The 25,493-nt window shown below is 67.7% G+C and carries 17 protein-coding genes; 6 read left to right on the forward strand and 11 right to left on the reverse strand.

What is annotated here, in order from left to right; translation table 11 throughout:
• Positions 1 to 431: 431 nt before the first annotated feature.
• Positions 432 to 1,133 carry a hypothetical protein gene (locus ACWIHT_RS34345; RefSeq protein WP_456172211.1) on the forward strand — a complete coding sequence of 234 codons (702 nt, stop codon included), beginning with the start codon at positions 432 to 434 and terminating at the stop codon, positions 1,131 to 1,133.
• A gap of 31 nt (positions 1,134 to 1,164) precedes the next feature.
• Here ACWIHT_RS34345 and ACWIHT_RS34350 read toward each other — a convergent pair whose 3' ends face one another.
• Positions 1,165 to 1,833 (reverse strand): hypothetical protein, encoded by a 669-nt coding sequence (locus ACWIHT_RS34350; protein ID WP_456172212.1) that lies wholly within the window; start codon positions 1,831 to 1,833, stop codon positions 1,165 to 1,167.
• A 369-nt stretch (positions 1,834 to 2,202) separates the two neighbouring features.
• Between ACWIHT_RS34350 and ACWIHT_RS34355 the strand changes: the two genes are divergently transcribed.
• The gene (locus tag ACWIHT_RS34355) at positions 2,203 to 3,024 is read left to right on the forward strand and encodes a helix-turn-helix domain-containing protein (RefSeq protein ID WP_456172213.1); all 822 of its coding nucleotides are present in this window, start codon (positions 2,203 to 2,205) and stop codon (positions 3,022 to 3,024) included.
• Positions 3,025 to 4,317: 1,293 nt separating this feature from the next.
• Here the strand turns inward: ACWIHT_RS34355 and ACWIHT_RS34360 are convergent.
• Positions 4,318 to 4,923: a hypothetical protein gene (locus ACWIHT_RS34360; protein ID WP_456172214.1), complete on the reverse strand. Its 606-nt coding sequence runs from the start codon at positions 4,921 to 4,923 to the stop codon at positions 4,318 to 4,320.
• On the reverse strand, positions 4,911 to 13,145 hold the full coding sequence (locus ACWIHT_RS34365) for an RHS repeat-associated core domain-containing protein (protein WP_456172215.1): 8,235 nt from the start codon (positions 13,143 to 13,145) through the stop codon (positions 4,911 to 4,913). Before ACWIHT_RS34365 ends, ACWIHT_RS34360 begins: the two co-directional genes overlap by 13 nt.
• Before the next feature lie 343 nt (positions 13,146 to 13,488).
• Between ACWIHT_RS34365 and ACWIHT_RS34370 the strand changes: the two genes are divergently transcribed.
• The 3 genes from ACWIHT_RS34370 to ACWIHT_RS34380 all read left to right on the forward strand — a co-directional run bounded on the left by ACWIHT_RS34370 (position 13,489) and on the right by ACWIHT_RS34380 (position 19,644).
• Positions 13,489 to 16,956 carry an FG-GAP-like repeat-containing protein gene (locus ACWIHT_RS34370; RefSeq protein WP_456172216.1) on the forward strand — a complete coding sequence of 1,156 codons (3,468 nt, stop codon included), beginning with the start codon at positions 13,489 to 13,491 and terminating at the stop codon, positions 16,954 to 16,956.
• Positions 16,957 to 17,142: 186 nt separating this feature from the next.
• Entirely contained in the window at positions 17,143 to 18,675 is a 1,533-nt protein-coding gene (locus ACWIHT_RS34375) for an APC family permease (RefSeq protein WP_456172217.1), read from the forward strand.
• Between the two features lie 9 nt (positions 18,676 to 18,684).
• Entirely contained in the window at positions 18,685 to 19,644 is a 960-nt protein-coding gene (locus ACWIHT_RS34380; protein WP_456172218.1) for a D-2-hydroxyacid dehydrogenase family protein, read from the forward strand.
• 1 nt (position 19,645) lies between these two features.
• Here the strand turns inward: ACWIHT_RS34380 and ACWIHT_RS34385 are convergent, their stop codons facing one another.
• The gene (locus ACWIHT_RS34385) at positions 19,646 to 20,185 is read right to left on the reverse strand and encodes a DUF2087 domain-containing protein (RefSeq protein WP_456172219.1); all 540 of its coding nucleotides are present in this window, start codon (positions 20,183 to 20,185) and stop codon (positions 19,646 to 19,648) included.
• A 195-nt stretch (positions 20,186 to 20,380) separates the two neighbouring features.
• Between ACWIHT_RS34385 and ACWIHT_RS34390 the strand changes: the two genes are divergently transcribed.
• Positions 20,381 to 20,686: a chaplin gene (locus tag ACWIHT_RS34390; protein WP_200715589.1), complete on the forward strand. Its 306-nt coding sequence runs from the start codon at positions 20,381 to 20,383 to the stop codon at positions 20,684 to 20,686.
• An 81-nt stretch (positions 20,687 to 20,767) separates the two neighbouring features.
• Here ACWIHT_RS34390 and ACWIHT_RS34395 read toward each other — a convergent pair whose 3' ends face one another.
• The 7 genes from ACWIHT_RS34395 to chpG all read right to left on the reverse strand — a co-directional run bounded on the left by ACWIHT_RS34395 (position 20,768) and on the right by chpG (position 25,460).
• Entirely contained in the window at positions 20,768 to 21,634 is an 867-nt protein-coding gene (locus ACWIHT_RS34395) for a tyrosinase family protein (RefSeq protein ID WP_456172220.1), read from the reverse strand.
• Positions 21,618 to 22,061 (reverse strand): tyrosinase family oxidase copper chaperone, encoded by a 444-nt coding sequence (locus ACWIHT_RS34400; protein ID WP_456172221.1) that lies wholly within the window; start codon positions 22,059 to 22,061, stop codon positions 21,618 to 21,620. The genes ACWIHT_RS34395 and ACWIHT_RS34400 overlap by 17 nt, the downstream gene beginning before the upstream one ends.
• A gap of 150 nt (positions 22,062 to 22,211) precedes the next feature.
• Positions 22,212 to 22,730, reverse strand: coding sequence for a hypothetical protein (locus tag ACWIHT_RS34405; protein ID WP_456172222.1), 519 nt, complete (start codon positions 22,728 to 22,730; stop codon positions 22,212 to 22,214).
• A 203-nt stretch (positions 22,731 to 22,933) separates the two neighbouring features.
• Positions 22,934 to 23,431 (reverse strand): DUF5949 family protein, encoded by a 498-nt coding sequence (locus ACWIHT_RS34410; RefSeq protein ID WP_456172223.1) that lies wholly within the window; start codon positions 23,429 to 23,431, stop codon positions 22,934 to 22,936.
• Between the two features lie 203 nt (positions 23,432 to 23,634).
• Positions 23,635 to 23,925, reverse strand: coding sequence for a hypothetical protein (locus tag ACWIHT_RS34415; protein WP_456172224.1), 291 nt, complete (start codon positions 23,923 to 23,925; stop codon positions 23,635 to 23,637).
• A 229-nt stretch (positions 23,926 to 24,154) separates the two neighbouring features.
• Positions 24,155 to 24,949 carry a hypothetical protein gene (locus ACWIHT_RS34420; protein ID WP_456172225.1) on the reverse strand — a complete coding sequence of 265 codons (795 nt, stop codon included), beginning with the start codon at positions 24,947 to 24,949 and terminating at the stop codon, positions 24,155 to 24,157.
• A gap of 271 nt (positions 24,950 to 25,220) precedes the next feature.
• Positions 25,221 to 25,460: a chaplin ChpG gene (gene chpG / locus ACWIHT_RS34425; protein ID WP_019065678.1), complete on the reverse strand. Its 240-nt coding sequence runs from the start codon at positions 25,458 to 25,460 to the stop codon at positions 25,221 to 25,223.
• Positions 25,461 to 25,493 lie beyond the last annotated feature (33 nt).

Below are 25,493 nucleotides of genomic sequence, written 5' to 3' on the forward strand. Positions count from 1 at the left end.
CCCTCTCGTGCTTAAAGGTTCCGCAGGATAGGCGCTCCGGGCATGGGCCCTACGCACCTCCATAGTTCTACTTCCAGGGCTGAGCCGTAGCGAAGCCCCTGGCATGAGTCACCCGAGAGTCAAAGTCCAATCCCAGGGACTGGCGCCCTGGCATTGCATCTGTTGCTCGTGCTCATACTCTCTCCCCGCTCACCTCTTCTCTTCCTCGCTACTCGGACCACGAGCCGTCGCGAGTGGGCCAGAATGCTTGCCCCTTCATGAGGCCACTCCTCCTAGCGGAGTCGTCGCGGCCTCTCCTCTCCCCCGGTTCAGTCCTTCCCACCCCGCTATCCATATTGGGGCCGAGCCGTTGCGAGGGCCTGAACCTGAACTACGGAACTGGACCGCTGTGAACCTCTGAACCACCACTACCACGTTAGGAGATCTGAACCATGAACTACGACATCACAAGTGAACTGAAGTCCGTAACCAGAACTCGGAAAGTTGTGAACCTCATGCTCTGGTTCATTGTTGCCGGAGCAGTGTTCTACTCCCTTATGACTTCCACGCCTCTAGTCTCTACTCACTCTGTATGGCATCGGTCAGGATGGGCTCTGGGTTTACTCACCGATGCCGCATTCATCTTGTCCATATCTGCTGACGCTGCCCTGTCCAGACATGGCCTGAGTGGAGGAAGGTGGCCAGCGGTATTTCGCTGGACCACCGGGATATCCTCACTGTTCCTGAACACCTGGAGTTCCGTGGCTCACGGGGATTGGGTGGGAGTAGTCATCCATTCCATCTCGCCTGTCATCCTGGTGTGTGCTGCCGAGGTTTCACCCATCTACAGGAGAAAGTTCCGAGAGGTTGAGCTGAACCTGAGTGAACAGGCGAAGGAGTTCACTGTGACCAAGACTGTGAGCCGGAAGGGTTCAGTTCAGAACACGGTTCAGGTTCAGGGTTCAGAGGTTCAGCCGGCTCGGGGTTCAGATATCCCTGAAGAGGTTCAGCTAACCGGCAACCAGAAGGCAATCAAGGATGGATTCCTGGCGGGGGTGAAGGCAGCAGAGGTAGCCCGAGAGATTGGAGTCAGTGGCTCTTATGTGTCCGGCCAGTACCGGAAGATCAAGGCTGAACTAGAGATGGCGGCATGACAAAGGGCGGGGCACTAGACCCCGCCCCATCTCAGGAAGGAGAATTCTCCTCAGACACTAGCGATAGCCACTTCTCACGGTCAGCCTCAGTAGGCTTAATTGAGATTCCAAGGAGAAGGATAGTGGGCGTGAAGCGAATCATCAGAGTTCCAGGGGGAGCGTCCTCATGCTCTACCGGTTCGACGCCCTCAATGAACTTGCGGTCGATAACGTGAGACCTTCCAGACGTGAGCATGAACCTTAGGGACCCACCTTCTGGTTCGAGTCTCGCCATACCACGACCAACCATTTCCGGAGTGGTGGTCAAGATTGGGTGAGCTTCGCCGCTAGCGAGCAAAACACCCCGTTGAATCTCTCCCCCCAAGGCGTCAAACGTTTTCCGCAGCTCACGGTTTCCGGGTTGCTTGAGCCATGCCCGTTCTTTCTTTCGCTCCCATACGACGGCAGACAGAGCCATCAATCCCCAGCCGCCGACAGCTTGAACACCAAAGCCAATGTCAAGCATGGGGTACCCCTTTATCGGGGAAATAATGAGCGCGAGAACTGAGCCTACCGCGAACCCCATTGCCCACATGCCAGCGAACTTCGGAGCGAACAGCATCACAATCAGGACTGCCATCAGGATTCCGAATCCTGTAGTTAGGCCGTCAGTCCAGGACTCGGGTCTCACCTTGCTATCAACGGCCATGCCGAATGGCACGCCCGCACCCCATAGGAATATCAACCACACTCGAACATCACTCCCACCCCTTATGGTCCTTCTCTGAACGGATGGAGTATGCCAGAAGTCGGAGTTATCGCAACACAAAGGGCCGGAACATTGTCCGGCCCGTGATGTGCCCACCTACCTACACCCGTTTCTTTCTGCATTGGAAGCAGGAGCAGGGAGGAAATTCGGAGGTCATCAGTACCTCACCAGCCACCACTGTCCGAACCGGTTTGATGACTGTCTTCTCTCCCGTCTCAGGGTTCAGCCGGTACACCGCGAGGGTCATGTATGGGAGTCCGTCCACTGCTGCCTCATCCGCCATGCCTGCATCGTGGCCACCCACAAGGGGCGTACTGAGCCATGGGCAGGGACAGTTGGGCACTTTCGGCGGTAGCCTCAAAGAACGCCCAAACGTCCCTAGGGGGAGCCTTGAACACTGCCCTACGATCAGCTATGGAGTCCGCTGGTCTGTCACCCCGGCAACTGGCTCTGAGGGTGGGTGTCTCAGGGAAGACGGTGGAGCGGTGGGTCAGCGACTCCGAACTGATCCCTCACGCCAGGAACCGCGAAGACGCCTGTAATGCATTGGGAGTTGACGAAGAGATGATCTGGCCCAAGGTGGTTAAGGAGCGGATCAAGACGGGCGGGGACAGGGAGATCCTTCACAGCTACCCCTATCGGTCGGCGTGCCCCTCGACGGTTTGGGCGGAACTCACGGAGAACTCCACCAAGGAACTTTTCTTCGCTGGCTATACGAACTACTTCCTATGGACTCAGGTACCTCACTTCTTGCGAACCATCCAGAGGCAAGCACAGCAAGGATGCCGAGTGAGATTCCTCCTCGGCGACCCCAATGGAGAAGTAACCAGGCAGCGGGAAGTAATCGAGGACGTAGCCCTTACCGTCTCTACTCGAATCAGGATCACCTTGGAGAACGTTGAGAAACTAAGGGAAGTGGAAGGTATCGAAACTCGCTTCTCTTCTGCTCCCGACGCAGTGAACCACGTCTCCCTTTCGGTATTCCGTTTCGACAATGAGGCATTGGTTACCCCACACCTTGCCAGGCTGGTTGGCCACGACTCACCCCTGCTTCACCTGCGACGTATTGGAGATGGAGGGATGTTCTCCCGCTTCTCCGAACACGCAGAGGAACTGTGGAGCAGGGGAGTTCCCGTCGAGTAGAAGGACCACGGATAGGGGCCTCAACACTGGGGCCCTTCTCTGTATAGCGGGGAGAAATGGGGCACAGAGAAGAGGATCAGAAGATTAGCCCCTGATAGTTCTCGCTTGCCCTGTGTTATTTCCCGTTACAGAGCGTTGAGGACTATAGCCCGTACCCCATGAGAACGAATACAGAGATGTCCGGGAGGGCACATGTAGCCCCTTGTACGTCAAGTTCTATGGCACATTTTTAAGAGGTCTCACACACACCATGTCCGCCCGGATTAAACAACCCCGGGTCGGTCTGTACCGATTCGCTCCACAGTGAGATTCACTTGGGGTTGCTGGCCTGACTTCACCCATGAATTCAGTGAAGAATGCGGCGACAGGCTGGATGGAAAGCCAGGCCGAGAGGCAGTGCATTGTGTGAAGGCAGGCCCTTGCATTCATATCCACACGCGAACGCCTCACCTTGCCTGCCTGCCACTCCTCCCCGCTCAGCCCTTGACCCTCCTGTACGCCCCTGTGGGCTACTGACTCCCCTCCCGAGTCCATCACCCCAGAGGTTCCCTGAACGGCCCTCACGGGAGCACGCAGAGCCTCGCTGTCCGACTAAGAGGCCACCTGAGGGGCTGGCACCGTGGCCAGCCGACACCAGGGAGACACCGAAGCAACTTCACTAGGGAGTCCTGCGCAAGGTGCCTGTATGGGTGTTGAGAGCTAGTCAGGTCACGTTTCCGCAGGCTAGAGTCCCGGCTAGTCACGTTGCCTTCTAAGCGCTTGGCCGCAGGTTCGAGTCCTGCCGGGGGCGCCCAGCCACACTCCACGTTTCCGCACCTCCCCCAGGTTCGAGCCGGAGGGGGTGAACCGCAGGCAAGCGGTCATCACGTTCCGCGACGAGACTTCCGTCGGCCGCAGAGGCTCGCAGGGGGATCTGGGACCCACCGGGAAGCCGCCCGCCCGGAACCCGCCTCCGCCCTGTCCCACTCCTCCTGCCACCGCCCTCGTGCCGCACGACCACGGAGCGACGCGGAGACCACCATGCGCACGGAGTCGCAGCACCGGCGACTCCTCAGGGCTTGCGGAGAATCAACTGGCGGCCGAAATCGGAGTGTCGTTCCCGCATCCGACAGACGGCAGCGTCGGTCCCGAGGCTCTCGTGCCGTTGAGGAGGCATTCAAAGTCTCGACTCACCGACACGGAAGCCTCCGACGGGCCCCGTCGACGACCATTGGGCCAGGTGTTCCGCAACTCGTCCCGCACGAGCCGCATTTCGCGATCCCCCAGGTAACGGAGTACGCAACTCCGCACACGTCACATTCCACTTTCCAGAACCTGCCTCAAAGCATCTCCGACGCGCCCTCTTCCTTTCTCCGAGATTTCCAAGAGTTTCATGTCGGTCAATGATGTCCGGGCATGCAACAGCCTCAGGGTTCCCACTTGGTCTTCGAGTTCACACGCCTGAAGCTCTGTCAGGTCCGGATAGGTGCCAGACGGAAAGAATCTGACTTCGAGCACCTCTTCTTCACCAAGACCGTCGAATCCTTGATGAATATCGAGACAGAGCGAAGAACACCAGTTGGCCCACTCGGCGACAGCGAAGTCGTCAACGAATGCCCTGAGTACCATCTCGGACGCCATCGCGAAGATATCCTCAAGCTCCTCCGAGGCATCCTCCATTGACTTTCCGTCGATCTCACCACGAAGCATCTCAAGAATCTCAAGCTGCTCAGCCCGATCAGTACCGGAAGCCCATCGGTCCACCGACGGAAATCGAGTCTCAGCATCAGGGGAAGAGAGATTGAAGAGAACAGGAGTCACTCGATAGATACACATGAGTGCGGACACAACAAGCGCATCGTCGCTTGCCGTACGGAGCTCTTGAAGAAGGGAATCGTGCGAGATTTCTAGCTCTTCCAAAACATTCTCCAGGGAGAGTTCGCCTTGCTGCTTCCAAATTCTGGCCCACCCACGTTCACGCCACTTCCGGTGAGCTTTGGATGACAGTTGCCCCAACAAATTCCCGTTGAAGTACCGCCCTCAATTATCTCCCACCCGTCCCCACTGCTGAGCGCCTCCATGATCGAGTCCTCCGCATGCCCCTTGAGCTGGACGAAGACTTCACCAGGATTCAGTGAGTTGTTTTTACGCCAATTCGTGGGCAGATAGGTCTTGTTGTTGGCGACCCATGTCTCCACCCGCTCGGGGTCGGCGAGGCTCCGCACACGTGCCACGGCTGTCGTACCGCTCCAGCCCACTTGATTCTGCAGGTCGGCCGCCCGCTGCATCAGCGCTTCCGCACCGCACTCAGTGCCGCCGCTATTGTGCACCAGGACCGGTGTGCCGCCCGCCAGCACGTAGTACGTGTGCACCATGCTGACGGTCAGGTTGTGGACCGTGGCATCCAGCGTCGTCCAGCGCTCGACGGCGCTGATCTGAACCAGGGTTCCAGCACCGGTCCGCAGCCAGTCGCCTCGCCGAAGGTCGGTCGCGTCGATCCACTCGCCGAGTTCCGGGACCCAGAAGGGGTGGCCGGCGGTCGCGGTGACCTCGGCCGTCTTCGGACCGGACTTGCCGTCGATGTCGACCGTCACCTTGACCAGGTGCTTGACGCCCTTGCCGGTGATCTCGGCGGTGACCGTCTCTACCCGGGTCTCGCCCGTTTCGGGGTCGGTCGCCAGGACCTTGTCGCCGGCCTTGACGTCCTTGATCGGCTTGGTGGAGCCGTCGGCCATCAGGACCCTGGTGTCGGGTGTGAAGCTGTTGGCCGTGCAGCTCGTGGCCTCAGAGCCTCCTCCGGAACCCGAACCCGAGTCCTCCTTGCCCGACCCGCTCCGCGACCCCCCGGACTTGCTGTCCGCCTTGCCGCCGCCGGCCGAACCCTTGGACTGGGCGCTTCGGCCCGCCTTGACCTGAGCCGGGTTGCCGCGGGCGCCCTTCGAGCCGGTGTGGGCCTTCTTCTTCACGGCTTCGGCCGCGGCCTTGGCCGCCTCCCTCGCCTTGCGTTTCGCCTCGGCCGCCGCGGCCTCCGCCGCCTTCTTCGCCTTGACCAGGGCCGCCTTCGCGATCTTCGCCGCCTTCAGACCGACCTCGGCGACCGCCTTCGCCGCCCGCCACGCGTTGACCGCGCCGCGGGTCGCCTGGAAGGCCCGCCACATCTTCTTGCCCTTGGAGAAGACGCTCGACCACGGAATCGCGTCCATCAGCAGGCTGCCGCACGCCCACAGGTCGCCCTGGGAGAAGCAGCCCACCACGTCGTTCCAGCCGATGAACTCCTTGAACACCGCCCAGCCGGTCGCCAGGATCACATCGCCCATGGACCGGGACAGGGTCTTCTGATAGGCGGCGATCTTCGCGTCCATCGCCGCGATCGACGCGTCGAAGCTGGAGGCCGACGAGGTCAGACCGGACGGGTCCGCGTGAGTGACCGGGCTGTTGTTGGCGTACGAGTAGCCGTTCGCCTGGAGCGGGTCGCTGTCGTCGAGGACCGGGTCGGCCGAGAGGAAACGGCCCGTCCCGGGGTCGTACTCCCGTGCCCCCATGTGTACGAGGCCGGACTCGGCGTCGTCGTCACCGGTGTGGAAACCGGTGTGCGAGCGGGGCAGGAGGTTCGCGGTGCGATCCTCGCCCCACGGGTCCTTCTTGGTGACCCGGACGGTCATTCCGCCGTCGAGGCGGACCTCCGCCAGCGGGGTGCCGTTCAGGTCGGTGGCCTGGGCGAACAGGTGCTCACTGGCACCGGCCGCGTTGTTGGTGCCTTCGCGGTAGCGCGTCACCGACGGGCCGCCCACTCCCGCGTAGGTGCGCTCGGCGTAGCGGACCTTGCCCGCGGTGGTCAGGGAGACCTTGGTGTCGGGCAGGTTCAACACCGCGCCCGCGCCGGTGCGTTCGAGCAGCCGGTTGCCCATCGCGTCGTAGACGTAGGTCGTCTTCGAGGCGGGCTTCCACAGCTGGGTCGCCGCGGTCGAGGCGCAGTCCGCCAGGGTCAGGTCCGTGCCGACCGTCGAAGCCGGCGCGGACAGGCAGCGGTTCGACGTGTTGTTCTTGAGCTGGCCGGTGGGCAGGGTCTGCCAGCTCTGTGCCGCGACCGCGGTGTCGCAGGCCTGGATCACGACGGCGGAGCCCGCCGCGGTGCCGCTGGGCTGGGCGCAGCGTCCGCCGACGACGAGTTGTCCGAGGGTGGTGTTCTCGACTGTGCCGTCGTTGTCGGCGTCGGCGGCCTGGATGCGGAAGTTCTGCGCCTTGCTGCCGTTGCAGACGTAGACCTGGAGGGCGGTGCCCGCCGTGGTGGTGCCACCGGCGAGATCGAGGCAGAGGTCGCCGGTGCCCACCCAGGCCCCGGAGCCGTCCGCGCCGAAGCCGGTCACGGACTCGACCTTGCCGTCCCAGGTCCAGGTCAGGGACTGCGCCTCGTCGCCGCCGGTGCTGCGCTTCTCCAGCTCGCCCGCGCTGTCGTAGGTCTGCGTCGAGCGGGTCTTGACGGTCGCGCCGGCCGCCGTCGTGGAGGTCGTGGTGTACGAGGTGAGGGTGTGCGGCTGGGCGTTCTTCGCCGTGGTGCTGGTGCCGTACTCGTAGTCGGTGACGACGTCGCCCTTGGTGTCGCGGGCGCCCGAGGTGAACGTCGGATCGGCCTTGTACGCCGTCTTCTTCTTGCGGTTGCCGAGGACGTCGTACTCGTAGGACTGCCAGTAACCCGAGTTGTTGGAGGAGACGTTGACCGTGCCGTCGGAGTAGACCGGTTCGGCCGTGGTCTTGCCGGTGGCTGCGCAGGCGCCGCCGCCCGGTGTGGTCCAGGCCTCCTTCAGCTGGCCGAGGGTGTCGTAGGTGAAGCACTGCTGGTCGGTGGTGGTGCCCATGCGGTCGGCGATGGACAGGACGTTGCCGGAGGGGTCGTAGGAGTAGGAGCGGTTGCTCACCTTGCTGTCGGGGACGACGGCCGTGTCGGGGGTGGCGGCCTCGCGGATCAGGCCGCTGGTGAGCAGTTCGCCGGTGGACTCGTTGAACGTGTTCTGCTGCCACAGTCGGTGGCCCTGTTCGCCGACGGTGGCGCGCAGCACCTGTCCGTAGGGCGTGTAGGACGTCTCGGCGGCGTACCAGTCGCGGCCGGAGACCGAGGTCGGCAGGCCCGCCTCGTTGTAGCGGGTGATGACGGCCTCGGCGTCGAGGCCACCGGCCGCCGGGGCGGTGTACGACTCCAACTGGCCGTCGTCGTTGTAGTCGTACGTGTACTTGTACTGGGTGAGGAAGCCCTCGGCGGTCTGGCCGGGGGTGGTGCCCGGGGGGAGCGCCGTCGTCATGTCCGTCGGCTGGTAGTCGGCCGTGTAGCCGCCGATGGCGGTGGTGTAGGCCTTGCCGTCGGTGTAGCGGGTGGCCGAGGCGAGCTGGCCCTTGCCGCCGGTCGCGCTGTCGTAGGCGTACTGCTGGGCGACGGTGGTCGTGGTGGAGCCCTTGGGGGTGACCTTGACCTGCTCGACCCGGTTGAGGCGCTCGTAGCCGTACGAGACGGTCTGGCCACCGGCGTCGGTCGCCTTGTCGACCCGGCCGTAGGCGTCGTAGTCGGTGTGGGCGGCGCCGGCGTCCGGGTCGGTGGTGTCGGTGACCCGGCCCAGGGCGTCGTACGTCCAGGTACGGGTGTTGCCCACGTCGTCGGTGCTGGTCACCATGTCGCCGCGGAGGTCGTAGGAGTAGCTGGTGGTGACCGCTCCGGCCTCGGTCAGCGAGGTGTCGCTGAAGGTGTCCTGGCGGACGGTACGGCCCAGCGCGTCGGTCCACACCCGGGACGCGGGGGTGCCCTTGGGCTGGCGGACGGTGGTGTAGTCGAGGGCGTACTCGTAGCGGGTGCGGCGGTCGACCGTCGGCACGGACTTGCCGGCGTTGGTGAACGTCTCGCCCGTCTGCGGATAGGAGCGGTGCACCGGCGTGACCGTGAGCACGCGGCCCAGGCCGTCGTAGGTGTAGGAGGTCGCGTTGGGGACCAGCGACTCCGAGGCGGGGACGACCAGCTTCGTGCCCGGGTCGCCCTCCATGTAGTAGGCGTTGCGGGTGTAGCGCACCTGCCCGGCCGCGTTGTGCAGGGTGTCGGTGATCAGCCGACCGCCGCCCACCGCCGGTGTCTGGGACTGGCGTTCGCGGCCTAGGCCGTCGTAGATCGTGGTGGACGGCTTGTACCTGCCGTCCCCGGCGGAGGTGCTGGGGTTGTCCGAGAGCGCCTCCGTGACCACGGACACCGGCTGGGTGAGGGTGTTGTAGGTGTAGCGGACGGTCGGGTCGTCGGTGGCGAACTGGGTGGCGTCCCAGGCGGCGACGGCGCGGCCGAGCGGGTCGTACTCGTACGTCGTGACACGGTCGTTGGCGTCGGTGGACTTGACGGTGGCGCCGCGGCCGGGCTCCAGCAGGGTGGTCTCGCGGAAGCCGGTCTCGGTGCCGTCGACGACCTTGGTGCCGGTGATCGTCTCGATCTTGTAGACCTGGCCGCTGTCCGGTGTGTACGTGGTGGTGTTGGCGAGGCCGGTGGGGTCGGTGACCTTGGTGACACGGCCCACGCCGTCGTAGACGGTCCGTGACTCGGGGTTCGCCGTCTGCCAGCCGGTGCCCGCCCCGGTCGGCGACTCCGTCCTGGTGACCAGGCCCTTGGTCGGGGTGGCGGTGAGCGAGGTGGCGTCGTCGTAGTAGACGCGTGAGGCGCCGACCAGTGTCGTGTCCGTCGCGCTGGACAGGTCGGCGGAGCAGGTGGTGGTCCCGGTGGTGGTGACGGTCCTGGCCACCAGGCCGACGAGGTAGTTGGTGCCGGACGTGTTGTGCACGTACGACGTCCTCGTGCACGAGTCGTCCTTGGGGTCCGCCGTGTCGCCCAACTCGCGGACCACGGTGGGCAGTCCGTAGGTGGTGTCGTACTCGGTCCGCGTGGTCATGGTGCGCAGGGACGATCCGTCGGCGCCCTTGCCGGAGGCCTTGGTGAGGGTCCTGGTCTCGCCGAGCGTGACGCGTTCGGAGACCACGTCGGGGCCGTCGGTGCGGTTGCGGGTGGCGAGCCGGACCGGGTCGTCGGGGATGTTGACGGTACGGGACGTCCAGCCGGTGGCGGTCGCGGCGTTCGCGTCGGGATAGGTCAGCGACTCGGCGACCATGCCGGCGTAGGCCTTGCGGTCGGCCTTGAGGTCGGCGCCGGTGATGTCGGTCATCGTGTAGGAGCGTTTGACGTCGTCGGACGCCTTCTCCGGGGTGCTGTCGGCGATGACGTCGTCGCTCATGCCGCGGAAGTAGCGGGTGACCTCCTTGGAGGCCGCGCTGCCGACACTGGCGTCGGTGGTGCCGGTGACGGTGGTGACGACCGGGTAGCCGCGCCAGTCGTCCCAGGTGCGGGTCTTGGGGCGGGAGAACTCGGCCTGGTTCTTGGCCCAGAGGGCGCCGTCGTAGTCGTCGGGGAACGTCCCGTACGTGTACTTCGTCACGATCTCCTGGGCGTCCGCGAGGCGCGGGAACTCGGTGATCTTGTCGACGACGTACTTGTGGAACCACGAGGTCCGGCTGTCGGCCAGCTCGCCGTCGGCGTGCCAGTGGACCGGGTAGCAGAGCTGGTTGTTCTTGTCCGGTGCCGGGCGGGTGGCTCCGGTGAGGCACTTGCCCTCGGGCGCCTTGTAGTCGACGTGGGTGCGGCCGCCGTACTCGGAGACGACGTCCTGGATGCGCAGCCGGGCGAACACCTCGTCGGTGTCGGAGGAGTCGTTCCGGACGCGGTTGGGCAGGGCGTTCTGGTTGTGGCCGAAGGAGACCGGGTTGAGGCGGGCGGTGGCGCCGTCCACCGCGTATCCGGTGCGGGTGATGGACTCCAGCCAGAGCGCGGTGTACTCGCCCGTGAGGTTCCAGGGGAAGGACTGCTTCAGGGACCAGGAGTCGACCTTGGACAGCAGGGTCGTGGTCGACGAGTCGCCTTCCAGACCACAGGCGTTGCGCTGACCGGTCTCGTTGCCGTCGGCGTCGGACTTGTACTCGGTCAGCCGTACGCCCTGCTCGCGCTGGGTGCACGCGTCGACCGAGGCCAGGCGCTTGCGGGACCAGAACGTGGGGGCGTACGTGGAGCACTTGCCGGCGGTCGCGCACGCGAGGTCGGCGGGGGTGTCAAACCAGGGTCTGGTGCGGTCGGACTGCTTGGAGTCGAAGTTGGCCTTCGAACACTCGACGTTCAGGGCGGGGTCGTCGAAGCAGCGCTCCTCGGCGTTGAAGACGATCCGGCCCAGCGGCTCGTCGGTCAGCAGGGAGGAGCCGGCGCGCTGCCCGTAGTCGATGTGGGTCAGGAAGCCGCCGCGGTCGTAGGTGACCGCGCCGGTCTCCTTCATGTTCCGCGCGTAGGCGTTCTTCTCCTTCTCCCACCACAGCGTCATCGCGTTGCCGGTGGTGTCGACGACGTAGTCGAGCTGGAAGCGCCAGCCCTGGTCGCAGAAGGAGTTCTCGAACTTGGCCTGGTAGCAGGGGTCTTCGGTGTGGTTGCCGGCGACCGGGACGGTCAGTACCGAATCGGTCTGCGACTTGCCCGCGGACCAGCCCGGGAGCCGGTTGAGACCGAAGTAGTACTGGGTGCCGTCGCTGGTGGTGACGCGCCAGAACTCCCCGTTGTTGTCACCATTGTTGGAGGTGTGGGTGACATTGCCGACGACGCTCTTGTAGTCGTCCTCGGTGAGCAGTTCGACGCGCATGTTGTCGCCGCGCGCGCTCTTCCACTCCTTGGTGGTGTCGTCGCGCACCAGCTCGGTGGTGGTCCCGTTGAGGGAGAGCACGGCGTTGTACGTGCCCCAGCACTGGTCGCCGGTGAAGTGGTCCTTGTTGTTGGCGTTCGCGGTGTCGGCCGCACAGCCCACGAAGGTGCGGGTGATGGAGCCGGGGTTGTAGTCCCAGCCCTCGCCGACCCAGGAGACCTGGTTGTTGGTGGAGGACGTACGGCCGTCCGAGGTCTGTGAGTTGTAGCTGAGGGTGACGTTCGGGGACGGACCTGCGGGGACCTGCGGACCGGCCATCGTGTACGCGTAGGTGAAGGCGCCGGAGGAGCCTCCCCCGGTCCAGGAGCCGGCGGAGACGATCGGGCTGGCGCCGAAGTCACCGCCGGAACCGGCTCCGTAGGAGGTGCCGATGAGCACGCCCCCGCCGGAGGAGGAGGTGATCTGCCGTACGGCGTCCGAGGCGTTGTCGCCGCGCCAGACCGCCGAACTCGCCCCGGAATCCGTGCCGTTGCTCACCGCGCTGTCGGCGGTGGACGCGGTCGTGGCGGTGGAGACGGCCTGCAGGTCGGCGGTGTCGAGAGTGACGTTGACGAAGGTCTCGGGCACCTGCGCGGTGGTGTCGGTGGAGCCGACGACCTCGTCGCCCGCACCGTCCTCCCCGGGGTCGGTCTCGGAGCCCGAGGAGTCCCCGGTGGCCAGCGGCACGGTGACGGTGGCTCCGGTGCGCTCGACCGCGGTGGTCACCGGGATGCCGGCGGAGCACGCCTCCAGCTCGGGGGCGTCCGCGTAGCAGGCCGGCATGAGGGTGAAGGAGAGCCGGTCGAGCCACTGGGCGCTGTAGGTCTCGGCGAGCTTGGTGGCGTCGATGGAGACGACCGCGTCGCCGGTGGCGGTGTCGGGCGCGTCGACGGCGAGCATGAAGCCCTGGGCGCCGTCGGCCACGACCTCGGCCTCGGGGGCGGCGGCGATGCTCCACTGTCCCTTGAGGGCGTCGACCTGAGCGGCCGACGCGCCCTTCGGAGCGGCGACGCCGATGCTCATCGCGCCGTCGGCCGAGGTGGCGACGGTGGCCGGGATGCCCGCGGTCAGGGTGTCGACCGTCTTGGTGCCGGAGGCCTGAGGTACGGCGGCGACGGCGGCCGGGTCGTACTTCTGCTGCGGCCTGGTCGAGGCGGAGCCGGAGAGCGTGTCGAGCTGGTCGCTCAACTCCTCGTCGACCGGGACGGGTTCGGTCTTCTGCGGGTCGGCCAGGTCGACCGCGGTACGGGGGTCGTCGGGGCCGAATGCCTCGGCGCCGGGCAGCAGGGTGATGTTCAGGGCGAGGACCAGACCGGCTATGACACCGACCCGGGTTCTGCGGCGGACCAGGCGTTCGCGCGGCGATCTCGCCAGCGAACCCCTCCCGCACCACGACAGCACCACACGCACGGCCAATCGACCCTTCCCGAGTCACAAACCGTCAGAAACGCTCAGGCCGATGGCACATAGCGATCAACGACTTACAGAGTGAGCACGAAGATAAAGACGTCGTGAAGATCCACGTCAAGCTGTGATCAATCTGTGTTAGCTATGTCACCAACCAAAACAAGACAAAGAACAGCAAAGAAAAGCCCTAGGGCTCTTTGCCTGGGCGTTGCCAATCCCTTGTCGTCCGAAGGGTGTTGATCTCGGTCTAAAGAGCTGTTCATACTCCAACCGCCCAACCCGGCGCGTCGCGCGCTCGCCTGCCATCAGGCACGAGGGCATCCCCGCGAGAGTTGGAGAAGGGCCCTTGAGCGACCTCGACACCGCCGCACAGCCAAGTCCCCGCACCAGACGGCGCGTCAGACCCGCCGTGGCCGCCGCCGTGGCGCTGGCACTGCTGGCCGGCGGCTGCGCCGTACTCGCCCTGCGGGCCGACGGCGGTCCGGCCGCCGCCGACGCCGAGACCAAGCGCGTCGTCAAGCCGGTCGACGAGGACGAGGCGCAGCGCAGGGCGCGCAAGAGCGGCGCAAAGGTCGAAGTCGCCACGCTGGCCGACGAGTTCTCCACCACGTACGCCAACCCGGACGGCACGTTCACGTACACGGCGTCGGTGGCGCCCCTGCGCGCCAGGAACGCCAAGGGAGCGTGGGCGCCGATCGACACCACCCTGAAGCGGGACGCCAAGGGCTGGCACACCGTCAACAGCCCCTACCCCGTCACTTTCACGGCGGGCGACCCGGATCGCGCCCCGGCCCACGAGGCGGCGGCCGGAACGACCTCGACGACCGCCGTCCGGCCGGCCGTCTTCCGCACGGACACCGGAGGCGACACCGCCCAACTGGCCGCCGATCAGGCCGACTTGTGGTCGACGCTGCTGACCATGACGGCCGACGACCACGAGATCCGGTTCGAGTGGCCCGGCACGCTGCCCGAGCCCGTCGTCGAGGACAACCGCGCCCTGTACGAGGGCGTCCTGCCCGGCGTCGACCTGATGGTGTCCGCCCGGGACACCGGGTTCACCCACGTCCTGGTGGTCCACACGCCCGAGGCCGCCGAGAGGCTGGCCGCCGACCCGCCCCGCTACCGGGTCACCTCGCCCACCCTGACCTTCACCCTCGACCCGGCCACCGACGTACTCCTGGCCAAGAACGGCGCGGGCGACGAGATCGCCGTCTCGCCCACCCCCTTCCTGTGGGACTCCGCCGGCACCCATGACACGGACACCGCGGCCGAGGACCCGGACGCGGCGACCGGCACCAACGAGGACCCCGAGACCGTCGAGGAGGGACCCGCGCGCGACACCGGCACCCCGGCCGCCGAGATCCCGGGCGAGAACCCGGACGGGCCGCGCGAGAACGCCGACCCGGCGGCCTACGGCGAGCCCGCCGCCGCGGACGACACCCTCGCGCTGCCCGCGGTGAACGGCCCCGGCGAGGGCGCCCACGCCACCACCGCTCCGGCCGCGTTCGCCGACGACGTCCTGACCATCACCCCGCCGAAGGACTACCTGACGGCCACCGAGGACCTGGCCTACCCCCTGTTCCTCGACCCCTCCACCACCGGCATCCGCACCAACTGGACCACGGTCTACAAGCGTTACCCCGGCTCCAGCTTCTACGACGGCGCCAACTACAACGAGGACACCAAGGAAGCCCGCGTCGGCTTCGAGAAGCAGACCTGGGGCACCGCCCGCTCCTTCTTCCGGATGAAGATCAGGAACTCCATCAAGGGCGCGGACGTCGACAGCGCCACCCTGAAGGTCCTGGAGACCCACTCCTGGTCGTGCAGCAAGCGCACGGTGCAGCTGTGGCGCACGGACGACTTCAACTCCAGGACCACCTGGAACCGCCAGCCCGGCTGGAAGCGGAAGATCACCTCCAAGTCCTTCGCCTACGGGTGGAAGGCCAAGAGCGCCTGCCCGGACGCCAACGTCAACTTCACCGTCACCTCGCTCGCCCAGGAGGCCGCCGACAACGGCTGGACCGCCTTCAACGTGGGCCTGGTGGCCTCCACTTCGTCCACCGCGCCGACCTCGTCCGCTACCAGCCAGGAGACGAGCACGTACTCGTGGAAGAAGTTCCAGGCGGAGGGCGGCGGTTCACCGACGCTGGAGATCAAGTACAACCGGCCGCCGAACACCCCGACCTCGGTCACGATGAGCCCCAGCTTCTGCGACACCAGCGTGTCCCCGTACATCAAGGTGGGCAAGGCCGACACCATCTCCATCAGCGCCAAGGCCACCGACCCGGACAGCGACCTCGCCAAGCTGGAGTTCGAGCTCTGGCAGACGGGCAAGGCCGACACCACCAAGAAGACCCTCACCAAAGTCGTGGACGACGGCGAGACCGGCTCGGTCTCCGTCAAGTCGCTGCTGTCCAACGGCGTCACCTACTCGTGGCGGGTGCGCGCCTGGGACGCCAAGGTCAGCAGCGGCTGGGCCCCCACCGGCGGCGACGGCGTGTGCCGCTTCACCTACGACACCAACCTGCCCGACTCCCCCGCCCCGGTCGTCTCGACGGACTTCCCCGGTGACGACGACGGCGACAGCGAACCCGACGCCTGGTCCGCCAAGCCCTTCGGCAACGCCGGCAACCTCACCTTCGCGGTGGGCAGCGCCTCCGAGACGGACATCGTGAAGTTCGTCTACTCGATCAACTCCGAGAACTACGCGGGCTACGTCTGCGCGGGCGGCAAGCAGGGCACCAGCGGCGGCCTGACCGCCTCCTGCACCACCGCCGTCAAGTCGGCCACGGTCACCGGCGTCAAGCCCCCGGCCGCCGGCCCCAACACCCTCTACGTCAAGGCCGTCGACGCGGCGGGCAACATCTCCCCGACGGCCACCAAGCACTTCTTCTACGTCCAGCCGCGCACGAGCGGGGACGGCCCCGGCGACCTCAACGGCGACGGCACCGCCGACTTCGCCCATCTCACCGCCGCCGGCAATCTCTGGATCGACTCGGTCTCGCAGAACGGCGCCTGGATGTCGAGCGCCTTCGGCACCCACAACAAGGGCACCCTGATCAAGGACGGCGGCACCGCCCCGCACATCTGGGACGGCACCGGCGCCTACTCGCTCGTCACCCACAACGGCGACTTCGCCCCCGGCGACGGCGTCACCGACTGGGTCGTCCGCACCGCCGACGGCCGCCTGTTCGTCTACCCCGGCGACGGCTACGGCGCCATCGACGTCAGCAGGCGCATCGAGGTCCGCCTGCCCGCGAACGCCCCCGCCCCGTCGACGTTCTCCGAGATCAAGTCGGCGGGCGACATCACCGGGGACGGTCAGCCCGAGCTGTTCGTGGCCGGTGGCGTCGACGGCGCCGAGTTCTGGGTGTTCACCGGCTACAGCGGCGGCGCGTTCAGCGAGGCCGTGCAGATGACCACGACGTCCTGGGCCGACAAGGCCCGCGACTTCGTGGCGATCGCCGACTACAACGCCGACGGCGCCGCCGACATGACGTACCGCACCGCCGCCGGCAACCTCATCCTGCGCAAGGGCATCCTCGACAGCGACGGCGAGGGCACCGTCCTCAAGAGCCTGGGCCAGTCGGGCTGGAGTCTGGACGGCGACGACACGTACGCCTCCGGTACCTTCACGTACACCGCCCAGCCGCTGCTCTACGGCACCCCCGACACCACCGGCGACGGCATCCCCGACATCTGGGCCACCAACAGCGCGGGCGACCTCCAGCTGTACACGGGCGGCGCCACGTCCGTCGGCACGGCGACCCGTCTGCGCGCGGGCGGCTACGCGACGGTGAGACAGCTGGGCTGAGGTCCGGGCCGCCGGCGCGGCCGACCCACCGCGCCGGCGGCTCGATCGCCCCCGTGTTTCCCCCCGGTTTCCGTTACGTCCCGATGGATACGTAATGGTCAAGAGTTGGCCCCGAACGCTTGTGGGGTTCCCCATGGGCACCGATCATTGGCCGAATCCCGCCCCTCGTCCCCGCAGGAGCTCCCGGTGGCCGCTGGTCAGACAGCCTTCGAGCCGGCCGACGCGCCGGCCGCAGCCCAGACGGAGCGGCAGAAGCTGCGCAAGCACTTCGGCCGTTTCGACATCCTCTTCTTCCTTCTCTGCACCATCGTCGGCGTGGACACGATCGGCACGGTCGCCTCCTCCGGCGCCGAGGCGTTCACCTGGCTCATCGTGCTGGCCGTGGTCTTCTTCGTGCCCTCGGCGCTGCTGATCGCCGAGCTGGGTGCCGCGTTCCCCGAGGAGGGCGGCCCCTACATCTGGACCAGCCGGGCCTTCGGCCGCCTCGCGGGCGCCGTCAACAACTTCCTGTACTGGATCACCAACCCGGTGTGGCTGGGCGGCACCCTCGCCGTCTCCGCCGTCACCGCGTTCACGACCTTCTTCAACGACGGCAAGGACCTGAGCACCCCCGCCTTCTACGTCTTCGCCCTCGTCTTCATCTGGGTGGGCGTCCTCGCCGCGATCCTCTCCTTCGACGTCGGCAAGTGGATCCCCACCATCGGCGCCTGGAGCCGCTTCGTCCTCCTCGGCTTCTTCACGCTCACGGTCGTGATCTACGGCATCAAGCACGGCCTGCACGGTTTCGGCCCCGGCGACTTCTCCCCGACGTACGCGGGCTTCGTCGGCCTGGTGCCCGTCCTGATGTTCAACTACGTCGGCTTCGAGCTGCCCAACACGGCGGGCGACGAGATGACCGACGCGCAGAAGGACGTGCCGTTCGCGATCTTCCGCAGCGCCGGCCTGTCCGTGCTCCTCTACGCGCTGCCCATCCTCGGCATCCTGCTGGTCCTCCCGGTCAAGGCCATCACCGGCCTCGGCGGCTTCCTCGACGCGATCCGCCAGGTCTTCACCGTCTACGGCGGCAACGTGGCCGCCGACGGCACCATCACCAGCAGCGGCGCGGGCACGGTCCTCGGGGACGTCGCCGCGGTCCTGTTCATCCTCACGGTGCTGTCCTCCGGCGTCACCTGGGTCATGGGCTCCGACCGCGCCCTCGCCGTCTCCGGCTACGACGGCGCCGCGCCCCGCTTCCTCGGCGTGATCTCCAGCCGGTTCGGCACACCGGTCCGGGTCAACATCCTCAGCGGGCTGGTCTCCACCCTCGTCCTGGTCCTGGCCCACCAGCTCACCAACGGCAGCGCGGCCAAGCTCTTCGGCGCCGTCCTCGGCCTGGCCATCTCCACCACCCTGATCAGCTACCTGGGCATCTTCCCGGCCCTCGCGGTACTCCGGTACCGGGCCCCGCACGTCCCCCGCCCCTACAAGGCACCCGTCCCCGTCCTGCTCAGCGTGGTGCTCACCGCGCTCATCGTGTTCGCGAGCGTGCAGCTGATCGCCCCGGGAGCCGGTGACGAATGGTTCGGCGCCGCCTACGTCCCGGACGGCTGGACCCACGCCGAGCGCGTGAAGTACCTCCTCACCGAGGCCGTGCCGCTCGTCGGGTTCATCCTCCTCGGCGTCCTGTTCTGGGCCCTGGGCAAGCCGACCCGCACGGCCAACTCCCTGGCCAAGAAGTAGCGTTCCTCCGTGACCTTGCGCTGCGTTGTCCTCGACGACTATCAGAACGCGGCGACCGAGCTCGCCGACTGGTCGCCCGTCGAGGACGCGGTGGAGGTCGTCAGCCTGCGTGAACACCTCGACGGCGAGGGCGAGTTGGCCGCCGCCCTCGCCACCGCCGACATCGTGGTCACCCTGCGCGAACGCGTCCCCTTCCCCGCCTCGCTGTTCGCCCGCCTCCCCCGGCTGAAGCTGCTGATCGCCTCCGGGATGCGCAACACGGTCATCGACTACGCGGCCGCCGAGGCGCACGGCGTCACCGTGTGCGGTACGGCCAGCTCCTCGGCGCCGCCGGTCGAACTGACCTGGGCCCTGCTGCTCGGCATGGCCCGGGGCATCGTCGAGGAGAGCAACTCCCTTCGCGCGGGCGGCCCTTGGCAGCGGACCGTCGGCGCGGACCTGCACGGCCGCACCCTGGGACTGCTCGGCCTCGGGAAGATCGGCAGCCGGGTGGCCACGATCGGGCTCGCCTTCGGCATGCGCGTCACCGCGTGGAGCGAGCACCTCACCAAGGAACGCGCGGACGAGTTCGGCGTACAACTCGCCGCGTCCAAGGAGGAGTTGTTGACGGACAGCGACTTCGTCTCGGTCCACCTGGCCCTCGGCGACCGCACCCGAGGGCTCCTCGGCCCCGCCGAACTCGCCCTCCTCAAGCCCACCGCGTACCTCGTCAACACGTCCCGCGCGGCGATCGTCGACCAGGACGCCCTGCTCGCCGCGCTGCACGAGGGCCGTATCGCCGGCGCCGGAGTCGACGTCTTCGACATCGAGCCGCTCCCCGCCGACCACCCGATGCGCACGGCACCCCGCCTGCTCGCGACACCCCACCTCGGCTATGTGTCGCGGGCCAACTACACGACGTACTACGGCCAGGCAGTCGAGAACATCCGGGCCCACCTGGCGGGTTCGCCCGTACGACAGCTGCCGTAGGTCACGCCTCGACGCGCCGGTAGATGCCGTCGCCCCGCCGCAGGTGGCGCAGGTCCACCAGGTAGCGGCGGAGCGTCACATGGTCGATCTCGCCCTCGTCGCACCAGGCGCGCAGCTTCTCGTTGACGATCCGCTCGGGGTACTCGACACCGGGCGTGAAGGTCTGCTCGGCGATGTGCTGGAGCACCACCTGCTTGCGGGTCCACTGGGCGGGCAGGCGGATCAGCCGGCCGCCCTGGACGAAGGTCCGCAGGATCATGTCGGTGTGCTCGTCGCCGGTGGACGGGCCCTGGTCGGCGGGCTCCTCGCCCTCGCGCGCGAGGTTCCTGAACAGGTCGTAGTCGACGCGGAGTTCACCGTCGTCCATGGTCTTCACCACGCCCTGCTCGCGCAGTTTGAGCAGCGCGAGGGCCGTCCCCTTCGGGGTGAGGCCGGCCACCTGGGCGACCTCCTCGGAGGTCTCCGCGCCCAAAGCCACCGCCGCGAAGGCGCGTACGCGGTTCTGCTCGGCGAACAGACGGAACAGTTGGTCGGTTGCCATGCCGGGAGGCTAGTGGACACCGACCGCCGGGGGCACCGAATTTCCGGCCGTCGAACGTCCTCTCCCGGCGCTCGAAGTCCTGTTCAAAAAGGTGATCCCCGCGCTGTCGCCGTTACCAGGCATGGACCGCCGCGTTGAACCCGAAGTGCGGCGGCGAGTCCTGCCGCCGCACTCACCGAACCAAAGGAGAACGTGATGTCTCGCATCGCGAAGGCGGCCGTGGTCGCTCTCGGCACGGGCGCCGTGGCGCTCAGTGGCGCCGGCCTGGCCATGGCGGACGCGGGCGCGCAGGGTGCGGCCGTCGGTTCGCCCGGCGTCCTGTCGGGCAACGTCGTGCAGGTGCCGGTCCACATCCCGGTCAACGTCTGCGGCAACACCATCAGCGTGATCGGCCTGCTGAACCCGGCCTTCGGCAACACCTGCGCCAACGTGAGCGGCCACCACGACAAGGGCGGCCACCCCGGCCCGGGCGGCTACGGCGACAACGGCTACGGCCACTGATTCGACCGCACGCGCGGACGGACGTACGCGAAGAGCCCCGGCACCCTCAGGCGCCGGGGCTCTCCCCGTGTCCGCGACCGGTCAGCCGTAGCGGTAGATGCCGCTGACGTCCTCCAGTTGTTCCGGTGTCACGTCCCACGGCGGCATTCGCTGCTGCCGGGCCACGATCCGCCCCTCCTGGTCGTCGCCCGGCCCCGGCGGTTTCGCCGGGAGGTAGCGGGCGCCCCGGTGCCGGTTCTGCCAGCGCGTCCACTGGAGGTCGATGAAGGCGTGGTGCAGCCAGAACACCGGGTCGTTGACGGAGGCGCCGCCGAGCATCACGCCCCCGACCCACTTGTGGACCCGGTTGTGGTTGCGCCAGGACGCGCTGCCCGACCCGGTGCCCCAGCCTTCGAGCCGGTTGCGGAATCCGGTGCGGGAGGTCGAGTCCCAGGGCGAGACGTCGTAGACGGGGTCGGCGAGCGCCCCGTCGAGGTCGCTCTTCGTCGGCAGTGCGATCGGGGCAGCGGCGCGGCCCAAGTCCCTTGTGAGGTACGGCTCGTCGGTGATGTTCTCCGTGATCTTCCACTTGCCCGCCGCGTAGGCGAACGGCCCGGTCGTCACCTGGTGGTCGGAGCGCCGCCCGGTACCGCCGAGCAGGTCCTTCGTCCAGGGCAGGGCGGTGGCACTGCGATCCCGCGTCCAGTCCCAATACGGCACCGTCACCGAGGAGTCGACCCTGCGCAGCGCCCGCTCCAGGTCCAGCAGGAACTGCCGGTGCCAGGGCAGGAAGGAGGGCGCCATGTGCGCGGAACGCAGCCCGTACTCCCCGTCGGGCACGAAGTACTCGATGTGCGTGCGCACGAACTCGTCGTACTCGCCCCGCCGTTTGACCTCCAGCAGCGCCGCCACGAACCGCCGCTTCTCGGCGGCCGTGAGTGTGCTGACGTCCTTACGCGTGTACGCCATGGTCTCCCCCCATGTGCATCGGCCCCATCTGCCCGTCCGCCTCCCGCAGTTCACGGCCGGGGCTCAGTTCGTCGACGGCGGCGCGGGTCGCCTCCAGGGCGGTGGGATACGAGCGGTAGTGGTCGACCATGCTCAGCCAGGTGCCGTCGGCCCGCCGCATCAGATGCAGTGGCCGACCGTCGACCGTCACCTGCCAACTCCCCTTCAGCACACCGCGGATATGGCGGCCCCGGTACGTCTCGTCGAAGGCGGTGTCCCCGGGATCCGCACCGGAGCGGGTGGGCCGGGAGGCCGCGACGACCGGCACCAGCGCCACCGCGAGCACGGCACCGAACGCCCCGCGCAGCGCCTCCCGCCGCGTCCTGCGCACCGCTCCCGGTCTGACCGGCTCCCGGCCCACCGGCACTCCACCGACGCTCACGCTCATGGCCCAACTCCCTCGTCCGTTCCGACCGTTCGAGGGGCTAACCGTCCGACCCCCCGCCCGGTCACCGTCCGAAGCACCCGTGACATGCCGTGACATGCGGAAGGGCCCGGGTCGCACCACCCGGGCCCATGTCCGCCTTCGTGCTGTGTCCTAGAGGCCCGCCCCCGTGACCAGGTCCGCGCCCGGCACGGTCTGTAGAACCGGGGCCAGGACGCCCGCCTGGGGCGCCTTCAGGTCCGGGAGACCGAAGTTGTCGGGGTTGGGCGGGGTCAGCGGGACGTCCAGGGCGAGGCCCGGGGCCAGCGTGCGCAGGTCGGACGCGGGGGTGCTGACGCCGACGTGGTCGAAGCCGTCGCCGAGGACGTGCGGCAGCGGGGCGCGCAGACCGATGCCGGGCAGGCCGCCGTGGACCGGGAGTTGGGGCAGCGCGTGCTCCGGGATGAGCCGGCCCTCGACGTACCGCGGGCCCTCGGGGGTGCCCGGCATCGGCACCGGGATCTCGCCGCCCAGCTTGGGGAGTTCCATGCCGAGGGCGCTCTCCGCGCCCTCCAGCGGCACGGGTACCGGGACCGCGCCGAGCGCGGCGGCGGGGGTCGCGGCGGCGGCGCCGGTCGCGGCCGCCACGGCCGTGATGACGGCGGCGATGGTTCCTCGGGTGGTCGACTTCATCGTGAGTACGGTCCCTTTCGGAATTCGGAGGCTCTGTGTACGGAGGCTCTTTGTGCTGACCGGGTAACGATCCCGGGAAGGAGACCAGTTCAAGATTCCCCCGAGTGCCGCAGTAATCAGCTTTTCCCGAATTCCCATCAGCGGGCCGGAACCTGCTTCCCGTCAGCGGGCCGGAACCGGCGTTCCCGCCCGCTGTCCGGTCGTCAGCCGCGCAGGCTGCGGGCGGGCAGGACCACGTGCGCGGCGGCGGTCAGGGTCTCGTCGGCGCCCGCGAACTCGGCCAGTGCCTCCGGGGTGACGGGCTTGCCCGGCTCGGCCTCGGGCCAGGGGCGGGTGGTGAACACCAGGTAGGCGAAGCCGCGTTCGCCGACCGCCGCGAGCCACTCGGGCGGCGGCACGCACTGGGCGTTGAGCTGCGGCATGTTGAGGACGGCCTGCCCGCCCTCGACGAGCATGGTGATCGGCAGGCTGGGCCGGGTGGCTCCGTCGACGACGTCGCCGCCGACCGGGAGTCCGTTGTCGGTCAGCAGTCGTTCCACCGCGGCGCTGGCGGCCTCGGGGCCGTCCGCGGCGTCGCCCAGGGTGTAGGCGAGGAGGTAGGGCATGTCCCCGTCGGGGGCCTCGCCGCTCCACGCCAGGACGACGAGGGTGCCGAGGTCGGCGACGCGGAAGGGGCGCGTTTCGCTTGAGGTTGAGGTCACCGCGCGACCTTATCGACGGGCCGGAAGGCCACCGGACGCGTTCTCACCCGTCCGGCCGATGGCACGGTCGACCCGCCACACGAACGAGGGACGCCTCGCGACGCCCCTCGAACACCACCGGCGGCCTTAGGACCTGTCCGGCGGATCATGTCGCAGACGCGGGGTCTGGCACACCCACCTGCGGCGTTGTCGTCGGTCAGGTCCTAGCCCTGCAACGGCAGACCGCCGAGCAGCGGGTTGTGCTGGTTCAGCGCGCCGGCCGCACCCTTGACGGTGCTGAGCGGGGACTGCTTGTTCTCGGTGTCGAGCGCGTCCGACTGGTGCTGCAACGGCATCAGGTCGACGGGCTGGATCCGGCCACTGGTGAGGGTGTTGACGGCGCCGGTGAGGCTGGTGGGCGTCACGTCGGCGGGGCTGTAGGCGAACGCGGGCGCGGCGGCACCGGCGAGGGCGACGGACCCGGCAACGACAGCGGCAGCCTTCAGGGACTTCATCGCGTTCCTTTCTTCGGCAACTCATGTCACCAGAGGGAATTCTGTCGCCGTGTGTAACGAGTTCCGACCGGGCCGGAAACCCGTGCGCAGAAACTTTCTGCGCCCCCACCCGAATGCGGAGTGTGTCTCATCGGCGTTTCCCATCCTCATATGAAAGGGACGTGCGGAAAAGGCCGTTGGGCCGGTCCCGGAAAGGATCGACCCAACGGCCTTTCTACGACTGCTCGCGTCACACTCCCGGAACCGCCGGCACCGCGGGCACCGCCGGAAGGGCCGGTGTCGCGGGCACCGCGGGAAGCGAGGACGTGGACGGCAGCGCGGGCAGCGCCGGCAGACCGGCCAGGCTCGGCGCGGGCAGCCCGCCGCCGAGCAGCGTGGCCGCGACCACGTTGACCAGGCCCGTCACCACACCGGTGACCGCCGGGACGACCGCGCCGACATCGCCGGAGGTGACGGCGGCGAGCAGGGTGGTGACCGCTTTCTGTAGGGACGCGAGGGCGTCCCCGGCGAGGTCGGCGGGCGCCTTCTTGCCCTTGGAGTCGTCACCGCTCTTCGGCAGCGCGGGGAGGGCGGGGGTCGCGGGCAGGGCGGGAGTCGCGGGGAGAGCCGGGGTGGCGGGCAGCGCGGGCGCCGCCGGTACGGCCGGGACGGCGGGAGCCGCCGGAACGGCCGGAGCCGCGGGCACGGCGGGGGCCGCCGGAGCCGCCGCGGTGATCTTGGCGACGGCCTCGTTGACGGTGTCGGCGAGCTTCTGGGCCTGATCGGCGGAGAGTTGGCCGTTGTCGGCCTTGAGCACCTGGTCGAGCAGATCGGTGACCGGGGTGAGCACGCTGCCGACATCGCCGAGGCCCTTGACCTGGGCGAGCAGCCCGTCGGCTCCAGGGACTGGCACGCCCGGCGCGGCGTGGACGTGCTTCCGCGCCGAGTCGTTGTCGGCGGCGACGGCGGCGGGGCCGGCGATTCCGATCAGGACGGTGGCACAGAGTACGGAGGACGCGATGCGCCGTGCGGGCAGACCACGCATGGGGTGTTCCTTTCGGTGGTGCTTCAGATCTTGAGCCCACCGTGAAAGCGCTCACCACCATCTGCAACCGGTCGATCGCGCCGGGTGACCATCCGTCAGTCGTACGGACGACGTCGTGCCTGGTGAGGGCCATGTCAAGACCGGGCAGCCGGGCCGGTGCCGCTACCGCCCATTCGGGGCAACGGCCCGCGCCGCCGCCCCAACGCCAACCGGCCGTCCCCCCGTGGAAGGACCACGGGGAAACGGCCGGCCGAAGGGATCCGCGCGGACGTCAGTCGTTGACGCAGGTGTTGCCGAACGCGGGGTTCAGCAGACCGATGACGTTGACGGTGTTGCCGCAGACGTTGACCGGGATGTGAACCGGAACCTGGACGACGTTGCCCGACAGCACGCCCGGGGAGTGGGCGGCGGCGCCGTGCGCGTCGCTGTCGGCGGCGGCGATGCCGGCGGTGCCCGCCATGGCGGCGGCGGCAACGGAGGTCAGGACCAGGCCCTTCGCGATACGCGACATGGAGAGGTGCTCCTTGGGGTTGAAACAAACACC

The organism is Streptomyces sp. NPDC002276, from assembly GCF_053891435.1.

Coding starts and splice junctions, on each gene's coding strand:
- ACWIHT_RS34345 (WP_456172211.1), top strand. CDS start 432: ATGAACTACGACATCACAAGTGAACTGAAGTCCGTAACCAGAACTCGG.
- ACWIHT_RS34355 (WP_456172213.1), top strand. CDS start 2,203: ATGGGCAGGGACAGTTGGGCACTTTCGGCGGTAGCCTCAAAGAACGCC.
- ACWIHT_RS34385 (WP_456172219.1), bottom strand. CDS start 20,185: ATGGCAACCGACCAACTGTTCCGTCTGTTCGCCGAGCAGAACCGCGTA.
- ACWIHT_RS34390 (WP_200715589.1), top strand. CDS start 20,381: ATGTCTCGCATCGCGAAGGCGGCCGTGGTCGCTCTCGGCACGGGCGCC.
- ACWIHT_RS34395 (WP_456172220.1), bottom strand. CDS start 21,634: ATGGCGTACACGCGTAAGGACGTCAGCACACTCACGGCCGCCGAGAAG.
- ACWIHT_RS34400 (WP_456172221.1), bottom strand. CDS start 22,061: ATGAGCGTGAGCGTCGGTGGAGTGCCGGTGGGCCGGGAGCCGGTCAGA.
- ACWIHT_RS34405 (WP_456172222.1), bottom strand. CDS start 22,730: ATGAAGTCGACCACCCGAGGAACCATCGCCGCCGTCATCACGGCCGTG.
- ACWIHT_RS34415 (WP_456172224.1), bottom strand. CDS start 23,925: ATGAAGTCCCTGAAGGCTGCCGCTGTCGTTGCCGGGTCCGTCGCCCTC.
- ACWIHT_RS34420 (WP_456172225.1), bottom strand. CDS start 24,949: ATGCGTGGTCTGCCCGCACGGCGCATCGCGTCCTCCGTACTCTGTGCC.
- chpG (WP_019065678.1), bottom strand. CDS start 25,460: ATGTCGCGTATCGCGAAGGGCCTGGTCCTGACCTCCGTTGCCGCCGCC.